This is a genomic window from Streptomyces sp. CB02414 (assembly GCF_001905385.1).
Lineage (GTDB): Bacteria > Actinomycetota > Actinomycetes > Streptomycetales > Streptomycetaceae > Streptomyces.
Window position 1 is genome coordinate 809450 of record NZ_LIPF01000001.1, and the last position, 16811, is coordinate 826260.

Consider the following 16811-nt stretch of genomic DNA (forward strand, 5'->3'; position numbering starts at 1 on the left):
GGGTGCCATTGTCGGTCAGGCCTTGGGCACGATCTGCACGTCGAGGTCGATGCGGATGCTGGGCCCGACGACGGCGATGCCGCGCGCCAGCATCGTCTGCCAGCTGACCGTGAAGTCGTCGCGGTGCAGCTCGGTGGTGGCGCGGCAGGCCGCCCGCGTCTCGCCCTCCATGCCGTTGCCGAGGCCGAGGTACTCGGCGTCCAGCGTGACCGTGCGCGTCACACCGTGCAGCGACAGCGCGCCGGTCACGGCCCAGCGGTTGCCGCCGCGGTGCGTGAACTTGTCTCCGTAGAACTCCAGCGTCGGATACCGCTGCACATCCAGGAAGTCCGCGGACCGCAGGTGGTCGTCGCGCATCTTCACGTTGGTGTCGATGGACGCCGCGTCCATCACCACGTGCATCGCCGACTGCTCCATGTCCTCGGCGATCCGCACCGCGCCGGCGAACGCGTTGAAGCGGCCGTGGATGCGGGCCAGACCGATGTGCCGCGCGGTGAACGCGATCGAGGAGTGCGTCGGCTCGATCTCCCAGTCGCCCGGCGTGGGCAGCTCCGGGGGCTGGGCCACCTGCAGCGTCACGTCGCCGAGCGACGCCAGCGCGTCCTCGGTGACCGTCGCGGACGCCCGGTAGGGCGTGTAGCCCTCGGCGGACACGGCGAGCCGGTACTCCCCCGCGGGCACCGTCGCCACGAACGACCCGAAGGGGTCGGTCCCGCCGCCGACCACCTTGCGCCCCATGGTGTCGCTGACCGCGAACTCCGCGTTCGCGACCGGCTCGTTGACGGGGTCGAGGACCCGGCAGCTGAGCACCCCCGCGTTCGGCGGCGTTGGCACCGCGGCCAGGGGTCCCGTCCGTTGCATCCGCCTCGTACGGTTCCCCAGCAAGCGGCCGATCATCTGCGACACCCTCTGCGTGACGTGAAAAATGGTTAACGAAGAAACATTCGATCACCATTGGGGCTTTCGAGGCAACACGGGGCCACATCGCGGGAAAGCGGCGCATGTGCCGCGAGTACGCACGAGTGGGCCCGTGTGGCCCGGTTTCAGCGCTCCCGGCGGGTTTCCTCACGAGCGGGCCCGGCGGGCCCGGCGGGCACCCGGTCGAGGCGGACACCGAAGAGGTCCCGGTACACCCCCAGCACCTCCTCGTCCGTCGTCACCTCACGCACCTCCCGTCCCCCGTCGGCGGCGGTCGTCGTGAGCCTGCGCCCGCTGAGCGTGACCCGCCCTCCGTCCTCCGTGAGCCGCGAGCACACCGGGGACTGGAGGAAGTGCGACCGGGGGGAGGTGCTGTGCCACCACGCACCGGCCACGAAGTCGCCGAGCACTCTCGGGCGCGGCTCCAGCCGGTACACGGGCTTCCCGTCGCACAGCACGTCCAGGTCGGCCGCGTCCGGCCCCGTCGCTGCGATCCGGAAGGTCCCTCCGGGGTCTTCCTGCTCGCCCCGCTCCCCGAACTCCAACGGGCCGTGACTGTGCGCCCCGAATCCGACGTCGGCCAGCCAGTCGCCCCCGTCCACCGTCCGCACCAGCAGCGCCATGTGGTCGTACGGGATCCCGAGCACGCCCCCGTCCCCGTACACCCGCGCCGCGAGCAGCGTGACCTCGTACCCGAGCGCGGACAGCAACGCACCGAAGAGGCCGTTGAGTTCGTAACAGAACCCGCCCCGCCGCGCGCCCACGACCTTCTCCAGCAGCCGCGCCTCCTCCAGCACGATCTCCTCGCCCAGGTGCACGGACAGGTTCTCGAACGGCACCGTCCGCAGATGGCGCAGATGCAGCTCGCGCAGGGCGTCGAGGGTGGGCCGGGCCGGAGAATCGGCTCCGAGCCGGCGGAGATAGGCGTCGACGTGTGATGTCTCCATGCCCTCAGTCTCCTGGAACGCGACTGGACGGAACCGGCGATGCGGGGCCAGGCGTCCATCGGTGCACAAGATCGCTGGTGAACGTGGAGGAGCATGCGATGACCGGCACAGCCACCCGATACCTCTGTCTGGCCCGGCACGGCGAGGCGTCGTCGGACGAGAGCGGGCTGACGGAGAACGGCCGCCGGCAAGCCGTGCTGCTCGGCCGGCGTCTCCGGGATCTCCCCCTGACGGCCGTTCACCACGGTCCGCTGCCCCGGGCCGAACAGACCGCACGCCTCATCGGTGACCAGTTGGAGAACGTGCCTCTCCACGCCTCGGAAGTCGCCGGTGACTACGTTCCCCACGTGCCGGACAGGCACGAGCTCCCGGTGGAATCGGCGGACTTCTTCCTCGCCTTCCTCGCCGGGGCCACCGAGGAGGAGCGGGAGCAGGGACCCGCGCTGGCCCGCCGGGCACTGGACATGTTCACCGGGCCGGTGGACGGTGAACAGGACCGTTACGAACTGGTCGTCACCCACAACTTCCTGATCGCCTGGCTCGTACGGGACGCCATGCACGCGCCGCCGTGGCGCTGGCTCGGCCTCAACCACTGCAACGCCGCACTCACGGTCATCCGCTACGCACCCGGCCGGCCCGCCTCCGTCCTCACCACCAACGACATGCGCCATCTGCCCACCGAGCTGCGCTGGACCGGATTTCCTCCCGAGGTGCGCGTCTGAGGGTGCCTGTAGCACGTGACGCTGTCCGGCAGCCGCCCATGCCTCAGTCACCCGCCACCCGCAGCGCCTCCCCCGTACCGGCGACCGCCAGCGCCCCGTCCCGGTCCGTGCGCAGCACCATCGCGCCCCGCGAGCGCAGCGCGGCGACGGTGGCCGGCGCGGGGTGGCCGTAGGTGTTGTCCTCACCGCAGCTGATGAGCGCCAGCCGCGGGGCCACCTTCCGTATGAGGCCGGGGTCCTGGTGGGCGGAGCCGTGGTGGGCGACCTTCAGTACGTCGACCTCCTCCAGGGCCGCGGCGGCCGGTGATCTCGCCAGGGCCTGCTGGGCCGGGGGCTCCAGGTCCCCGAGGAGCAGCAGGCGCAGGCCCGCCGCCCGCACCAGGAGGGTGACGCTGGCGTCGTTGGCGCCTTCCGCACTCGGCGGCGGGGGCGTGGGCGAACCCGGCGGCGCGGCGGCCGGTGGTGTGCTCGCGGGTGGCCACACCACCTCCCAGGACAGCGGGCCGGTCCGTCGCCGTTCCCCAGCGGTGGCGTGCCGCAGGGGGATCTGCCGGGCCGCCGCCTGTCTGCGCACGAACTCCGCCTGGTCGGCGGGTTCTTCCAGGGCCGTGGTCTCGATCGCGCCCACCGAGCGTCCCCGCAGTACCCCGGGCAGACCCGCCACGTGGTCGGCGTGGAAGTGGGTCAGCAGCACGAGTGGGATGCGGGTGATGCCGAGTGCGCGCAGGCAGTGGTCGACCAGCGCCGGGTCGGGTCCGGCGTCCACGACGACGGCCGTGTCGTCGCCCGCCGCGAGGACCAGGGCGTCGCCCTGTCCCACGTCGCACATCACCATCCGCCAGCCGGATGGGGGCCACCCGGCGATCACCCGGGTCAGCGGTGGCGGCTGCACCACCGCCAGCGCCAGCACCACCGCGCAGACACCGCACCACCAGGGGTGCTTCAGCAGCCGTCGGCCGAGGAACAGCACCGCCACCGTGGCGAGGGCGAGGAGCGCCGCGCCCGGCCAGCTGCCCGGCCAGTCCACACCCGCGCCGGGCAGCGCGGCGCCGGTGCGGGCGATCCCCGCGATCCACTCGGCCGGCCAGCCCCCGCACCAGGCCAGCGCCTTGGCCAACGGCATCGCCAGTGGTGCCGTCGCCAGGGCCGCGAAGCCCAGCACCGTGGCCGGTGCCACCGCGAACTCCGCGAGCAGGTTGCACGGCACCGCGACCAGACTCACCCGCGCCGACAGCACGGCGACGACCGGCGCGCACACGGCCTGCGCCGCGCCCGCGGCGGCCAGTGCCTCGGCGAGCCGGGGCGGGACGCCGCGTCGGCGCAGTGCCGCGCTCCAGCGCGGGGCGAACGTGAGCAGCGCGCCGGTGGCCAGCACGGAGAGCAGGAAGCCGTAACTGCGGGCCAGCCACGGGTCGTACAGCACCAGCAGCAGGACCGCCGTCGCCAGCGCCGGGAGCAGGGACCTGCGGCGTCCGGTGGCCAGGGCGAGGAGGGCGACGGTTCCGCAGGCGGCGGCACGCAGCACGCTCGGGTCGGGGCGGCACACCACGACGAAGGCCAGGGCGAGCACCCCGCCGAGCAGCGCGGTCGTCCGCAGGGAGATGCCGAGGTGTGGTGCCAGTCCCCGGCGTTCGCTGCGCTGGGCCAGTCCGGGAGGGCCGAGCAGCAGCGCCAGCACGATCGTGAAGTTGGCTCCGGACACGGCCAGCGTGTGCGCGAGGTCGGTCTCCTTGAACGCCTCCTCCAGCTCGGGCGTGATGCGCGAGGTGTCCCCGACGACCAGCCCCGGCAGCAGGGCTCGCGCGTCCGCGGACAGGCCGTCGGTGGCCTCCCGCAGACCGGCTCGCAGTCGTCCCGCGAGTCGTTGCGCGTCCGACGGGCCGGCCACCACCTGCGGGCCCGCGGGATCGTTCCGTAACCGCAGCACGGCGGCGACGCGGTCGCCGGGCGTCCTCGGGGGCGCCGTGCGAGCGGTGACGCGGAGCCGCGTGGTGGGCAGGAGCTCCAGCCAACGGGCGGTGCCGGCGCCTGCCTTGTCCGACTCGTCACTCCCGCCCACGTCGACGAGCATGAGCACCGGCGTCCGCGTCCGGACCTCCCGCCCGCCGGTCTCGGTCACCCGTCGTACGTCGCCCTCGATCAGCACGGTGCGCGGCACGGCACGGTTCCCCCGGGTTCTGGGCCGGGTGAGGCGGGGGTCGGCGGTGAGCTCGACCTCCGCGGTGACCGTGGCGTACTGCCGGGCCAGCGCCGGTACGGGCCCGCGCCGCAGGTCGGCGCCGTGCAGCGCGGCCGAGGCCGCGGAGGCGGCGACGCAGAGGAGGAGGGCGGCGACCGAGGCCCGGGACCGTCCTCGTGCGGGCCCGCGTTTGCGTGTCCTCAGCAGCAGGGCGGCGGCCACCGCCAGACCGACCGCCACCACGCCCACGGCCCACCCGGCCGGCGCGTCCAGCAGCAGTGCCGCCGTGCCCCAGGCGGCGAGCGCGGGCGGGACCAGCCGCAGGTCCGCGGGGCCCTCCTGCCGAGGGTGTGCGGCTCCGAGCCGGTGCCCGGAGGCGGCGTGCACGGGGGCGCGCGGAGATGCCGTGCCGTTGGCGGCGTTCGTCTGCGCGTCGTCCGACCCGGTGCTCATGGCCGCACGAGATTACGCAGGTCGGCGAAGCGGCGGTCGCCGATACCGTTGACCTCGCGCAGCTCGTCGACCGAGCGGAAACCGCCGTTCCGAGTGCGGTAGTCGATGATGTGCTGAGCCAGCACCGGGCCGACGCCCGGGAGGGTGTCGAGCTGGTCGGCGGTTGCCGTGTTGAGGGAAACCGGTGCCGCGGGAGCGGCCGGTCCCCCCGCCGCGCCGCTCGGGCCGGCACCTGCGGGCTGTGCCGGAGCGCCGACGATCACCTGCTCGCCGTCCACGAGGAAGCGGGCGCGGTTCAGGCCGTCGGTCTTCGTGCCGGACCGTACTCCCCCGGCGGCGCGCAGGGCGTCCTCGACCCGTGAACCGGCCGGGAGCCGGTGGACCCCGGGCTCGCGCACCTTGCCGCCGACGTCCACCACGATCTCGGCCCCGGCCGTCGCCGGCGCGGTGCCCGCGGGCGGGTCGGGGGCCGTCCGCCCGTCGGCCGCCTCGCTCTTCTCCCCGGCACCGTAGGCCGCCGCCTCCCGCACCACCTCGGGCGCGGAGACCGGCTGGGTGCGGCCGGTCCAGAAGTGCTGCACGGCGAAGACCGCGGCGACCACGAGCAGGACCGTGAGCGCGACCGCGCTGCGCCGCTCCACCCCGCACCGGGTCTGCAGCCACACCGGCACGCGCTCCCGCAGCGCCTGCCCGGCGCGTTCGCGCCAGGTGAGCGCGTCGGCGTCCGCGGCAGCCCCGGCGTCCGTGAGGGCGACCGGATCCGGTGCGGTCCCCGCCCTGCCCGGCTCCCGCTCCTGTTCCCCGTCCGGCGGTCCCTTCCCCGACTCCCCCCGCACACCGGCGCCTTCGCCGAAGATCGCCTCCGCGCGGAGACGGAGATCGTCCGGCGGCGGACGACGGCGCCCGTGCCGTGCGCCGCCGGGTGGACCGGGACGGGAGCGGAGTGCGCGACGGTGGCGGGAACGGCCGTCCGAGGCCGGCCCGCGTCCCGGGCCGCTGGTCGCGTGCGGTGTACGTGTGCGTGATCGAAGAGCCATGCGACGAGGATGGGGGCACCTCGCCACCTCGCGATGATCATGCTCGATTCCGGGGGACTACCGACAAGTTGTGGACAACTCAGGCCCTCACACGAGTGATAGGGCGCGTCCCGAGTGACCGACGCGTCACCGCGACGAGACCACGACCCCCAACAGCCCCGGCCCTGTGTGCGCCCCGATCACCGCGCCGACCTCGCTCACATGCAGGTCGGCCAGTGCCGGCACCCGCTCCCGCAGGCGCTCCCCCAGGGCCGACGCCCGGTCGGGCGCGGCGAGATGGTGGACGGCGATGTCGACGGGGGCACTGCCCGCGCGCTCGGCGACGATTTCCTCCAGCCGGGCGATGGCCCTGGACGCCGTACGGACCTTCTCCAGGGGCTCGATGCGTCCGTCGGCCAGCTGCAGCAGGGGTTTCACCGCGAGCGCGGAGCCGAACAGGGCCTGGGCGGCTCCGATCCGGCCGCCCCGGCGCAGGTAGTCCAGGGTGTCGACGTAGAAGTAGGCGGAGGTGCCCGCGGCCCGCTTCTCCGCGGCCGTGACCGCCTCGTCCACGGTGCCGCCCGTCTCCGCCGTCTCCGCCGCGGCGAGCGCGCAGAAGCCGAGGGCCATCGCGATCATGCCGGTGTCCACGACCCGCACCGGCACCGGCGCCTCCCGCGCGGCGACGACGGCCGCGTCGTGGGTGCCGGAGAGCTCCGCGGAGAGGTGGAGGGAGACGATGGCGTCGGCGCCGGAGTCGGCGATGCGGCGGTAGGTCTCGGCGAAGAGCTCGGGCGCGGGGCGGGAGGTGGTGACCGGGCGCCGTTTCTGCAGGGCCTGGGCCAGCGAACGGGTCGAGATCTCGGTGCCCTCTTCCAGCGCCCGGTCGCCGAGGACGACGGTCAGGGGTACCGCGGTGATGCCGTGCCGCTCCATCGTCCGGGCCGGGAGGTAGGCCGTTGAATCCGTGACGATCGCGACATGGCGGGACATGAGCTGGAGGTTACCTGCCGTAGCGCCCATACGGCAGCCCGGCCCCGGTGGCCGGCTCCCGGAGGGCTGTGATCAGGTCGTGTTCTCCGGGCGGGCCTGCTTCTGCCAGGGGTGGACGGGGCTCGGAGCGGGCGGGGTGATGGCGGGCCGCTCGGACTCTTCCGCGGGCTCCGGTCGCGGTTCCGACCGCGGTTCCGGCCGCGGTTCCTTCGGCCAGCTCTGCGGGGCGGGCGGGGCGTCGGTGGCCGGCGCCTCGGGCCAGGACGGCGGCGCGGCGGCGGGCTCCGTCTCGGTCCAGTGCCGCAGCGCACCGGCCTCGACGTCGATCTGGGCGCTGAGCGAGTCCAGGTCGTCGTCGGCGAAGCGGCGGGCCCGGTCACGGGCCGCCCAGCGCAGGGACTCCGCCGACCGGGCGATGCGCTCGGTGCGTTCCCGCAGCTCGGGCAGGCGCTGGGCGAGCGTGGCACGGTCGGGTTCGGACTCCAGGCGCCTGAGCTCCCCGTCCAGTTCGAATGCGTGCGCGCTGAGCCGCTCGAAGAGGCCCAGGGACTCCTTGAGGGACTCGTCCTCGGCGACGCCCGCGTGCAGGGCGTCCTGCGTGGCCCGCATCGAGGTGCGCAATGTCAGCCGCAGCTGGGCGAGCTCGGCGGCCGGGCCGACCTGGACGAGGGACTTGGCGCGCAGCGTGTGGTCCTCGACCGTGCGGCGGGCCTGGGTGATGCCGCGGTCCACGCTGCGCTTGGCGGCGCCGACGGCCTTCACCGTGGCGTAGACGCCCAGCACGACGGCGAGCAGGAAGAGCAGGGCGAAGACTGTGATGGCTGCTTCCACGAAGCTCCTCCTCCGAGCGTCCGGCCCACCGGACGGCAGACCGGCAGGCCGACCGGCCGACAGATCGACAGGCCGCGGCACTCTCCGCGCCGCTCTTCCACGGTAAACGCAGCGGGCAGGCCCCAGGTTCCGACGGAACCCCGAACCTGCCCGCACACATCCCTGAAACGGCCCGTAGGGGGCTGTCCTACCCGGCCGCCCGTCTCACGCCGGAACGATGTTCACCAGCTTCGGCGCTCGCACGATGACCTTCCGGATCCCGGCGCCGCCCAGCGCGGCCACGACCTTCTCGTCGGCCAGCGCCGCCTTCTCCAGGTCCTCGTCGGAGACGGACGGGGAGACCTCCAGACGCGCCTTGACCTTGCCCTTGATCTGGACGACGCAGGTCACGGTCTCGTCGACCACGTACGCCGGGTCGGCCACCGGGAAGTCCTGGTGGACCACCGAGGACTCGTGCCCCAGCTTGCGCCACAGTTCCTCGGCGACGTGCGGGGCCAGCGGCGCGACCAGCAGCACCAGGCGCTCGGCGACCGTGCGCGGGACGGGGCCGCCCACCTTGGTCAGGTGGTTGTTCAGCTCGGTGACCTTGGCGATCGCGGTGTTGAACCGCATGCCCTCCAGGTCCTGCCGCACTCCGTCGATGGCCTTGTGCAGGGCGCGCAGGGTGTCCTCGTCGGGCTCCGTGTCCGCCACCGTCACGTCACCGGTGGTCTCGTCCACGACGTTGCGCCACAGCCGCTGCAGCAGCCGGAACTGGCCGACCACCGCGCGGGTGTCCCAGGGGCGGGACACGTCCAGCGGGCCCATGGCCATCTCGTACAGGCGCAGGGTGTCGGCACCGTACTCGGCGCAGATCTCGTCGGGGGTGACGGCGTTCTTCAGGGACTTGCCCATCTTGCCCAGCAGCCGGGAGACCTTCTCGCCCTGGTAGAAGTACGCCCCGTCGCGCTCCTCGACCTCGGCGGCGGGTACGGCGATGCCGCGCGCGTCGCGGTAGACGTACGCCTGGATCATGCCCTGGTTGAACAGCTTGTGGAACGGTTCGGCGGAGGAGACGTGCCCCAGGTCGAACAGGACCTTGGACCAGAAGCGGGCGTACAGCAGGTGCAGCACGGCGTGCTCGGCGCCGCCGACGTACAGGTCGACGCCGCCGTGCGGCAGGCCCTCGCGCGGGCCCATCCAGTACTGCTCGATCTCGGGGTCGACCAGCTTCTCGCTGTTGTGCGGGTCCAGGTAGCGCAGCTCGTACCAGCAGGAGCCGGCCCAGTTGGGCATGGTGTTGGTCTCGCGCCGGTACTTGCGCGGGCCGCGGCCGTCGCCCAGGTCCAGGGTGACGTGGACCCAGTCCTCGTTGCGGGACAGCGGCGTCTCGGGCCGGGTGTCGGCGTCGTCGGGGTCGAAGGTGCGCGGGGAGTAGTCCTCGACCTCGGGCAGCTCCAGGGGCAGCATCGACTCGGGCAGGGCGTGGGCGATGCCGTCCTCGTCGTAGACGATCGGGAAGGGCTCGCCCCAGTAGCGCTGGCGGCTGAACAGCCAGTCGCGCAGACGGAAGTTGACGGTGCCGCGGCCGGCGCCGGAGCGCTCCAGCCACTCGGTGACGCGGGCCTTGGCCTCGACGACGCCCAGGCCGTCCAGGGAGACGTCCGCACCGGAGGAGTTCACGATCTTCGCGTCGTACGAGGCGAACGCCTCGTCCCAGGCCGACGTGTCCGTGCCCCGGCCGTCCGTCGGCTCGACGACGCAGCGGATCGGCAGCTCGAAGGCGCGCGCGAACTCGAAGTCACGGGTGTCGTGCGCCGGAACCGCCATGATCGCGCCGGTGCCGTACCCCATCAGCACGTAGTCGGCGATGAAGACCGGGACCCGCTCGCCGTTGACCGGGTTGGTCGCGTACGCGCCGATGAAGACGCCGGTCTTGTCCTTGGCCTCGGCCTGCCGCTCGACGTCGGACTTGGAGGCGGCCTGCGCGCGGTAGGCGGCGACGGCCTCGGTCGGGGTGGCGTGTGAGCCGGTCCACACGTCGTGGGTGCCCTCGGGCCAGGCGGCCGGGGTGAACTTCTCGACCAGCGGGTGCTCGGGCGCCAGCACCATGTAGGTGGCGCCGAACAGGGTGTCGGGGCGGGTGGTGAAGACGGTGATGTTCTCGCCGTCGATCGGGAAGTCGACGCGGGCGCCCTCGGAGCGGCCGATCCAGTTGCGCTGCTGCAGCTTGATGGCCTCGGGCCAGTCCAGCTCGTCCAGGTCGTCCAGCAGCCGGTCGGCGTAGGCGGTGATCCGCATGTTCCACTGGCGCAGCTTGGACTTGAAGACGGGGAAGTTGCCGCGCTCGGAGCGGCCGTCGGCGGTGACCTCCTCGTTGGCCAGCACGGTGCCCAGACCGGGGCACCAGTTGACGGGCGCGTCGGAGGCGTAGGCCAGGCGGTACTCGCCCAGCACGTCGGCGCGCTCGCCCTCGGTCAGCTCGTCCCAGGAGCGGTCGCCGCCGACGGCGCGCTCACCGGACTCGAACTGGGCGACCAGCTCGGCGATCGGGCGGGCCTTCCTCGCCACGTCGTCGTACCAGGAGTTGAAGATCTGCAGGAAGATCCACTGGGTCCACTTGTAGTACTCCGGGTCGATCGTGGCGAACGACCGGCGGTTGTCGTGGCCCAGGCCCAGCCGGCGCAGCTGGCTCTGCATGTTCTTGATGTTGGCCTCGGTGGACACGCGCGGGTGCGTGCCGGTCTGCACGGCGTACTGCTCGGCGGGCAGGCCGAAGGCGTCGAAGCCCAGGGTGTGCAGGACGTTGTGGCCGGTCATCCGCTGGAAGCGGGCGAAGACGTCGGTGGCGATGTACCCCAGGGGGTGGCCGACGTGCAGGCCCGCACCCGAGGGGTACGGGAACATGTCCATGATGAACTTCTTGGGCCTGGCGACCAGCTCCGGGTCACCCGCCAGGTCACCCTTGGGGTTCGGTGCGGCGTACGTCCCCTCGGCGTCCCAGAAGTCCTGCCAGCGTGCCTCGATCTCGGCGGCCACGGCCGCCGTGTAGCGGTGCGGCGCGGCGTCCGCCGTCACGGGGGCGGTCGCCGCGGGGTTCGTCTCGCTCATGATCCTCAAAGCTCCATCGATCGTCTCTGCCAGCGGCTGCGACCTTCAAGACCAGCGGCTGCGATTGCCGGGAAATGAAAAATCCCCTCGCACAGGAGGGGACGCCGCGCCGATTCCGACCGCCGGAACGGACCGGGGTCGGGACTGATCAGCGCGGCTCGCTAAGCAGAAGGCGTACGGCACGCATGGCGTCAGGGTACCGCAGTCGCCGCGCGGGCCGCGACGGGCTTCCTGCCGACTCGAACCTGAACCAAGGTCAAAGGTTACTTCGCGTAACGACAACTAAGGGGACAACACCACGAGTGCATTGTCGTTTGATAACAACGCAATAACTCAAACCTCGTACTCACGGGTATGGCGCCACTTAGAGTGCGGCAGCGGGACCGCTTTCCCGAACCGCTCGGAGTCGCCCCCATGAACCCTCCTCCCTTGATCCGCCCGGGCAGCGCCGGCTCGCCCCCTCCCCGCACCTCCCTGACGCGGGGTGGTCTGCCGTGGTGACGAACGACAGCACGGTGGACGACACCTTCGCCGAGTTCCTCAACTTCGGCGCCGGTGTCCTCTCTCTCGTCCTCCTCAGCTGCTCCGTCATCTGGGGGCTGGTCGCCCAGGACCGGGTCGTCCTCGACGCCCGCCGGCGCATCCTGGCCCAGGCGGTGCACCGGACCACCGCTGTCGCCTCGATGGTGTTCCTGCTGGTGCACATCGGGGTCAAGCTGGCCCTGGACCACACCACCTGGGTCGCCGCGGTGATCCCCTTCGGGCTGCTGGCCACGGACGACGAGGCGTTCGGGGGCCGGTCCGTGCTCATCGGCTTCGGCACCCTGGCCAGCATGCTCATGATCTTCGTGGGCGTCACCGGCGCCCTGCGCAACCGCTTCGCCGCCCCGGCGCCGGTCGCCTCGCGCTGGCGGGCCATGCACATGCTGGCCTACCCGGCGTGGTGCCTGGCCCTGCTGCACGGGCTCTACGCGGGTCGCGCGGCGAAACCGCTGTTCACGGTCCTGTACGCGCTGTCCGTACTCGGTGTCATGGCGGCCCTGGCGCTGCGCGCGGCGCCCCGCCCGGTCAAGCGCAGGGTCGCCGCCCGGATCGCCGCCCTCCTGGGCACCGAGGAGCGAGTGGCCCGCGAGGAACTGGAGGAGAGCCGGTCCCGGGCCACGGCCGCCGCGCTGCCCGGCTACGGGAGCCGGACGGCGCCCCGGCGGCGCGGCGGCGCCCCGTCCGCACCGCTGTACGAGCCCGCGGAACGCCTCACGGCACCGGAACCGGCGGGCGGCTTCGCGGCGGCCTACCGCGCGGTGTCCAACCCGCCGGGCGGACGCCGCCGGCCGCTGACGGCCGACACGGCCGCGTCCGACCGGCTGCCGCCGGACATGCGTGCCACCGAGGCGATGCCGCTGGTGGACGGCGGCGGCAGCACGTCGGGAAGCTGGCCGGTGCCCTCGCCGCCCCCGGTCGGGGAGGCGCCCCCGTCGGCGTACGACCCGCTCAACGACACCGGACACACCATCCCGGTCTACGACGGCCCGGACACCACCGGCCAGTCGTCGGGCTACGGCCACTCGTCGGGCTACGGCTCGAGTGACGTGTACGACACCGGTGAGACGAACGCCGTGTACGACACGTACTACCCCAACGACACGTACAACAGCGGTCCCGCAACCGAACCTAGCCCCGGTGCGCCCTCGTCGTCCCACGACTTCGACGCACCGGGTTCGGGCGAACCTTGGAACACGCCCTCCGGAGGCTTTAAGTGAACGAGGCCCTGCCCGACGTCCCCGAAGTCCGCGTGGTCGGTCTTCCCCAGCTCACGTCGGGCTTCGACCTTGTCGAGCGCCTGGATCTTCCCATGCACCTCAAGGTGCACGGGCCGCTCGAACCGATGGGCGGGGAGCAGCTCGCGCAGCTCTCCGAACGCATCAACCTGAAGGGCCGCGGCGGCGCGGGCTTCCCCTTCCACAAGAAGCTGCGCTCGGTCGCCGAGTCCGCCATCAAGCGCGGCGTGCGTCCGGTCGTGGTCGTCAACGGCAGCGAGGACGAACCGGCCTGCCGCAAGGACACGGTGCTGATCAACCGTGCCCCGCACCTGATCCTGGACGGCGCGCTGCTGTGCGCCGAGGCGATGGGCGCCCGCACCCTCGTCATCGGCGTCACCCGTGAGTCCACCCAGCGCTCCATGGAGGCGGCCCTCGCCGAACGCGGCCTGAGCAACGGACGCCGCTCCGCCCTGCGCGCACGCGTGCAGCGCAACCCGGTGCGCATGGTCACCGGCGCGGCGGCCTCGCTGATCCGCTCCATCGACGGCGGCCCGGCGATCCCGCCCGGCCGCAAGGTCAGCGCCTCGAAGAGCGGCGTGGGCGGCGCACCGACCCTGCTGTCCAACGCCGAGACCTTCGCGCAGCTCGCGATCGCGGCCCGCATCGGCCCGGAGCGCTACGGCAACACCGGCCTGTACGACGAGCCGGGCACCGTCATGCTCACCGTCTCCGGGGCGGTCGCCCGGCCGATGGTGATCGAGGTGCCGACGGGCGTGCCGCTGCGCTACGTCCTCCAGCTGGCGGGCGCCCCGCCGGTGCCGCAGGGGGTGCTGACGGGCGGCTACCACGGCAAGTGGATCGACGCGGCGACCGTCGGCGAGGCGATCGTCTCCCGCAACTCGCTGCAGCAGGTGGGCGGCTCGCTCGGCGCGGGCGCGATCCTGCCGATCGGTCAGGACACCTGCCCGCTGGGCGAGTCGCTGCGGGTGGCGCAGTGGCTGGCGCAGGAGAGCGCGGGCCAGTGCGGCCCCTGCTACCTCGGTCTGCCGGCCGCCGCGCGGGGCCTGGAGGACATCCTGAACGGCGGCGGCCCGGCCGCCCTGGAGGCGGTCAAGCAGGTCGCGCGGAACGTGAAGCGGCGCGGCGCCTGCTCGCACCCGGACGGCTCGGCGATGTTCCTGGAGTCGACGGTCAAGGCGTTCACGGACGACCTCGCCGCCCACGTCCTCGGCAACGGCTGCGGACGGCCCGTGGCGGGCGTCCTGCCCCTCCTGGAGGGTGGGGGGACCCCTACGGGCATCCCGGGCGGCGACGGGGAGAACGGGCCCAGCCGGCAGAAGATCTACGTGGACTGGACGCTGTGCCGGGGCCACGGGCTGTGCGCCGACGTCCTCCCGGAGGTCTTCCAGCTCGGCGCCGACGGCTTCCCGACCGTCGCACAGGCGGACGTACCGCGCTTCGCGGAGGCCAAGGCGGTGCGCGCGGTGCGCCGCTGCCCGGCGCTCGCGCTGCGCATCGAGGGGGACACCCGGGCACAGGCCGCCCCGTCCTCGCGGTCCAACCTGCCGGTCCTCTCCCCGGGCCGGGGCCGCCGGGCGCTGGGCCGCTGAACACGCTGCTGAACACGCTGCTGAACACGAGGAAACCCCCGGATCGGTGATCCGGGGGTTTCCCTGTCTTCCTGTGGAGCTAAGGAGAATTGAACTCCTGACCTCCTGCATGCCATGCAGGCGCTCTACCAACTGAGCTATAGCCCCTTGTTTCGTTCCGCCCGGTTTCCCCGGCGGCGACGCCAACATTACACGGTCCACCGGGCACAACACCAAATCGTTTCCGGTTCGCCCGATTTGCCCGCTTGCAGGGGTCGCTACGCAGGTCCGGCCGCTACGCCGTGACGAACGAGTAGAAGCGCTTGAGTGTGCAGTGCTCCTCCAGGAGCCGGCCGTAGATCGGCTCGCCCTCGAGTTCGCGGTACGTCTCGATCGGGTCGCCCTTTATGATCAGCGCCCGCGCGCACTCCTCGCACCAGTACTGGTAGTCCGGGTTGACCGGCTCCATGTCCCGCACGATCGGCGTGCCGCTGCCGCACCAGTCGCACTTCCGCCTGTGTGCACCCATCGATCAGCTCCAGCTGTGGCCGCAGGCCGTGCACACGTACGAGATTCCGCCGTTGTCCCCGAGGACCTGGGCCACGTGCCCGGAACCGCAGGAGGGGCAGAGGAGACGAGTGGCCGTGTTCCGTGTCACCGCCGAGCCGAGGAGGTGACCGACCTCCTCGATGACGCTCGCAGGCATCGCCACTCCCTCCCGTCGGGTCGCGGTCCCCTTCCGGCCGTTTGATTCTGCCACGAGCGGGCCAATACGGTCAGCGACGCCTCAGTACCAGTCCGGACACGGAGTTCCACCGAGGTATACGCCTGTGGGACGCGTGTTGCTCAAGCGGACGCAAACGAAAAATCCCGCCCCCCGAGGGGGACGGGATTCGTCCGTGGGCTGTGGAGCTAAGGAGAATTGAACTCCTGACCTCCTGCATGCCATGCAGGCGCTCTACCAACTGAGCTATAGCCCCTTGCTGCCACCCGGCCGGAGCCGTGTGGTGTTTCGTCCCGCTCGGCGGGGCGAACAAGAAGAACTTTAGCCTGCGACCTGCCGGAAAGTGAAATCCGGGTCCCGGGCCAGCCCGGAGCCCGCTCCCCGGCCACTCCCCCGGGCGCTCAGTCGTCGTCGCCGAGCACCGGTTCCGGCAGGGTGCCGGCGTTGTGCTCCAGCAGGCGCCAGCCCCGGGCGCCCTCGCCCAGGACGGACCAGCAGCAGTTGGTGAGGCCGCCAAGGCTCTCCCAGCTGTGCGGCTCCAGGCCGAGCAGACGGCCGATGGTGGTGCGGATGGTGCCGCCGTGGCTGACCACGACGAGGGTGCCGTCCTCGGCGAGCTTCTCGGCGTGCCGGAGCACGACGGGGGCAGCCCGGTCGGCGACCTCGGTCTCCAGCTCGCCGCCGCCGCGGCGGACCGGCTCGCCGCGCTTCCACGCCGCGTACTCCTCGCCGTGCCGGGCGATGATCTCGTCGTGGGTCAGGCCCTGCCAGACGCCCGCGTAGGTCTCCCGCAGGCCCTCCTCCAGCGTCACCTCGAGGCCGGTGAGGGCCGCCAGCTCCGCGGCCGTGTTCGCGGCGCGCGCGAGGTCGGAGGCGACGATCGCGTCGGGCTTCAGGTGCACCAGCAGCTGGGCGGCGCGACGGGCCTGGGCGACGCCGGTCCCGGTGAGCTCCACGTCGGTGGTGCCCTGGAAGCGGCGCTCCACGTTCCACGAGGTCTGGCCGTGCCGCCACAGGATGACGCGCCGGCCGCGGCCGGGCCGGCCGGCCGTCACCTCGCCGGTGGCGCTCACCGCCAGTCCCCGTCGGTCTCCGTCGCCTCCTCGGCGGCCTGGCGCTCGGCGTGCTCCTTGGCCTTGCCGCGCGTCTCCTTGGCGTCGGCGGGCAGCTCCAGCTCGGGGCAGTCCTTCCACAGCCGCTCCAGGGCGTAGAAGACGCGCTCCTCGCTGTGCTGGACGTGGACGACGATGTCGACGTAGTCGAGCAGGACCCAGCGGGCCTCGCGGTCGCCCTCGCGGCGCACCGGCTTGGCGCCCAGTTCCTTGTTGAGCCGTTCCTCGATCTCGTCGACGATCGACTTGACCTGGCGGTCGTTGGGCGCGGAGGCCAGCAGGAAGGCGTCCGTGATCGACAGCACGTCGCTGACGTCGTAGGCGATGACGTCGTGCGCGAGCTTGTCGGCTGCCGCCTGGGCGGCGGCGTTGATGAGTTCGATGGATCGGTCGGTCGCGGTCACTGCGTGGCTTTCGGTCGGCGGTCGTTTGACCTCAAGGGTCTCACGACCGCCGACGGCGGCCCACGTGATAAAC

General features: G+C 72.5%; 14 protein-coding genes and 2 tRNA genes. 3 read left to right on the top strand and 13 right to left on the bottom strand.

Annotation, left to right across the window (positions count from 1 at the left end; translation table 11 throughout):
* Positions 1–15: 15 nt before the first annotated feature.
* Complete coding sequence (locus AMK11_RS03740; RefSeq protein ID WP_079187193.1) at positions 16–897, bottom strand: YceI family protein; 882 nt, start codon at positions 895–897, stop codon at positions 16–18.
* A gap of 146 nt (positions 898–1043) precedes the next feature.
* Positions 1044–1865, bottom strand: a complete 822-nt coding sequence (locus tag AMK11_RS03745; RefSeq protein WP_073722970.1) for an arylamine N-acetyltransferase family protein — start codon at positions 1863–1865, stop codon at positions 1044–1046.
* Between the two features lie 98 nt (positions 1866–1963).
* Between AMK11_RS03745 and AMK11_RS03750 the strand changes: the two genes are divergently transcribed.
* Positions 1964–2587 (top strand): histidine phosphatase family protein, encoded by a 624-nt coding sequence (locus AMK11_RS03750; RefSeq protein WP_073722971.1) that lies wholly within the window; start codon positions 1964–1966, stop codon positions 2585–2587.
* 43 nt (positions 2588–2630) lie between these two features.
* On the opposite strand, the gene AMK11_RS03755 is transcribed toward AMK11_RS03750, so the two are convergent.
* The 5 genes from AMK11_RS03755 to leuS form a co-directional block, all read right to left on the bottom strand.
* Positions 2631–5219 carry a ComEC/Rec2 family competence protein gene (locus tag AMK11_RS03755; RefSeq protein ID WP_079187194.1) on the bottom strand — a complete coding sequence of 863 codons (2589 nt, stop codon included), beginning with the start codon at positions 5217–5219 and terminating at the stop codon, positions 2631–2633.
* The gene (locus AMK11_RS03760) at positions 5216–6256 is read right to left on the bottom strand and encodes a ComEA family DNA-binding protein (RefSeq protein ID WP_073722972.1); all 1041 of its coding nucleotides are present in this window, start codon (positions 6254–6256) and stop codon (positions 5216–5218) included. Before AMK11_RS03760 ends, AMK11_RS03755 begins: the two co-directional genes overlap by 4 nt.
* Positions 6257–6382: 126 nt before the next feature.
* On the bottom strand, positions 6383–7228 hold the full coding sequence (locus AMK11_RS03765; protein WP_073722973.1) for a DegV family protein: 846 nt from the start codon (positions 7226–7228) through the stop codon (positions 6383–6385).
* A gap of 72 nt (positions 7229–7300) precedes the next feature.
* On the bottom strand, positions 7301–8059 hold the full coding sequence (locus tag AMK11_RS03770; RefSeq protein WP_073722974.1) for a hypothetical protein: 759 nt from the start codon (positions 8057–8059) through the stop codon (positions 7301–7303).
* Between the two features lie 204 nt (positions 8060–8263).
* Entirely contained in the window at positions 8264–11149 is a 2886-nt protein-coding gene (gene leuS / locus AMK11_RS03775; protein ID WP_073722975.1) for a leucine--tRNA ligase, read from the bottom strand.
* Positions 11150–11643: 494 nt separating this feature from the next.
* Here leuS and AMK11_RS03780 point away from each other — a divergent pair, with 494 nt between their 5' ends.
* Both AMK11_RS03780 and AMK11_RS03785 read left to right on the top strand, forming a co-directional pair.
* Positions 11644–12909, top strand: a complete 1266-nt coding sequence (locus AMK11_RS03780; protein ID WP_073722976.1) for a ferric reductase-like transmembrane domain-containing protein — start codon at positions 11644–11646, stop codon at positions 12907–12909.
* Positions 12906–14519, top strand: a complete 1614-nt coding sequence (locus AMK11_RS03785; protein ID WP_073722977.1) for an NADH-quinone oxidoreductase subunit NuoF family protein — start codon at positions 12906–12908, stop codon at positions 14517–14519. Before AMK11_RS03780 ends, AMK11_RS03785 begins: the two co-directional genes overlap by 4 nt.
* Positions 14520–14593: 74 nt before the next feature.
* Here the strand turns inward: AMK11_RS03785 and AMK11_RS03790 are convergent.
* From AMK11_RS03790 to rsfS, 6 genes are all read right to left on the bottom strand, one after another.
* Positions 14594–14666: transfer RNA gene (locus tag AMK11_RS03790), tRNA-Ala, on the bottom strand.
* A 127-nt stretch (positions 14667–14793) separates the two neighbouring features.
* Entirely contained in the window at positions 14794–15027 is a 234-nt protein-coding gene (locus tag AMK11_RS03795) for a hypothetical protein (protein ID WP_003976229.1), read from the bottom strand.
* Positions 15028–15030: 3 nt separating this feature from the next.
* Complete coding sequence (locus AMK11_RS37300; protein ID WP_107429636.1) at positions 15031–15204, bottom strand: hypothetical protein; 174 nt, start codon at positions 15202–15204, stop codon at positions 15031–15033.
* A gap of 201 nt (positions 15205–15405) precedes the next feature.
* Positions 15406–15478, bottom strand: a tRNA-Ala gene (locus AMK11_RS03800).
* Between the two features lie 145 nt (positions 15479–15623).
* Positions 15624–16295, bottom strand: coding sequence for a histidine phosphatase family protein (locus AMK11_RS03805; protein WP_073722978.1), 672 nt, complete (start codon positions 16293–16295; stop codon positions 15624–15626).
* The gene (gene rsfS / locus AMK11_RS03810) at positions 16292–16738 is read right to left on the bottom strand and encodes a ribosome silencing factor (protein ID WP_073722979.1); all 447 of its coding nucleotides are present in this window, start codon (positions 16736–16738) and stop codon (positions 16292–16294) included. Before rsfS ends, AMK11_RS03805 begins: the two co-directional genes overlap by 4 nt.
* Positions 16739–16811: the final 73 nt, after the last annotated feature.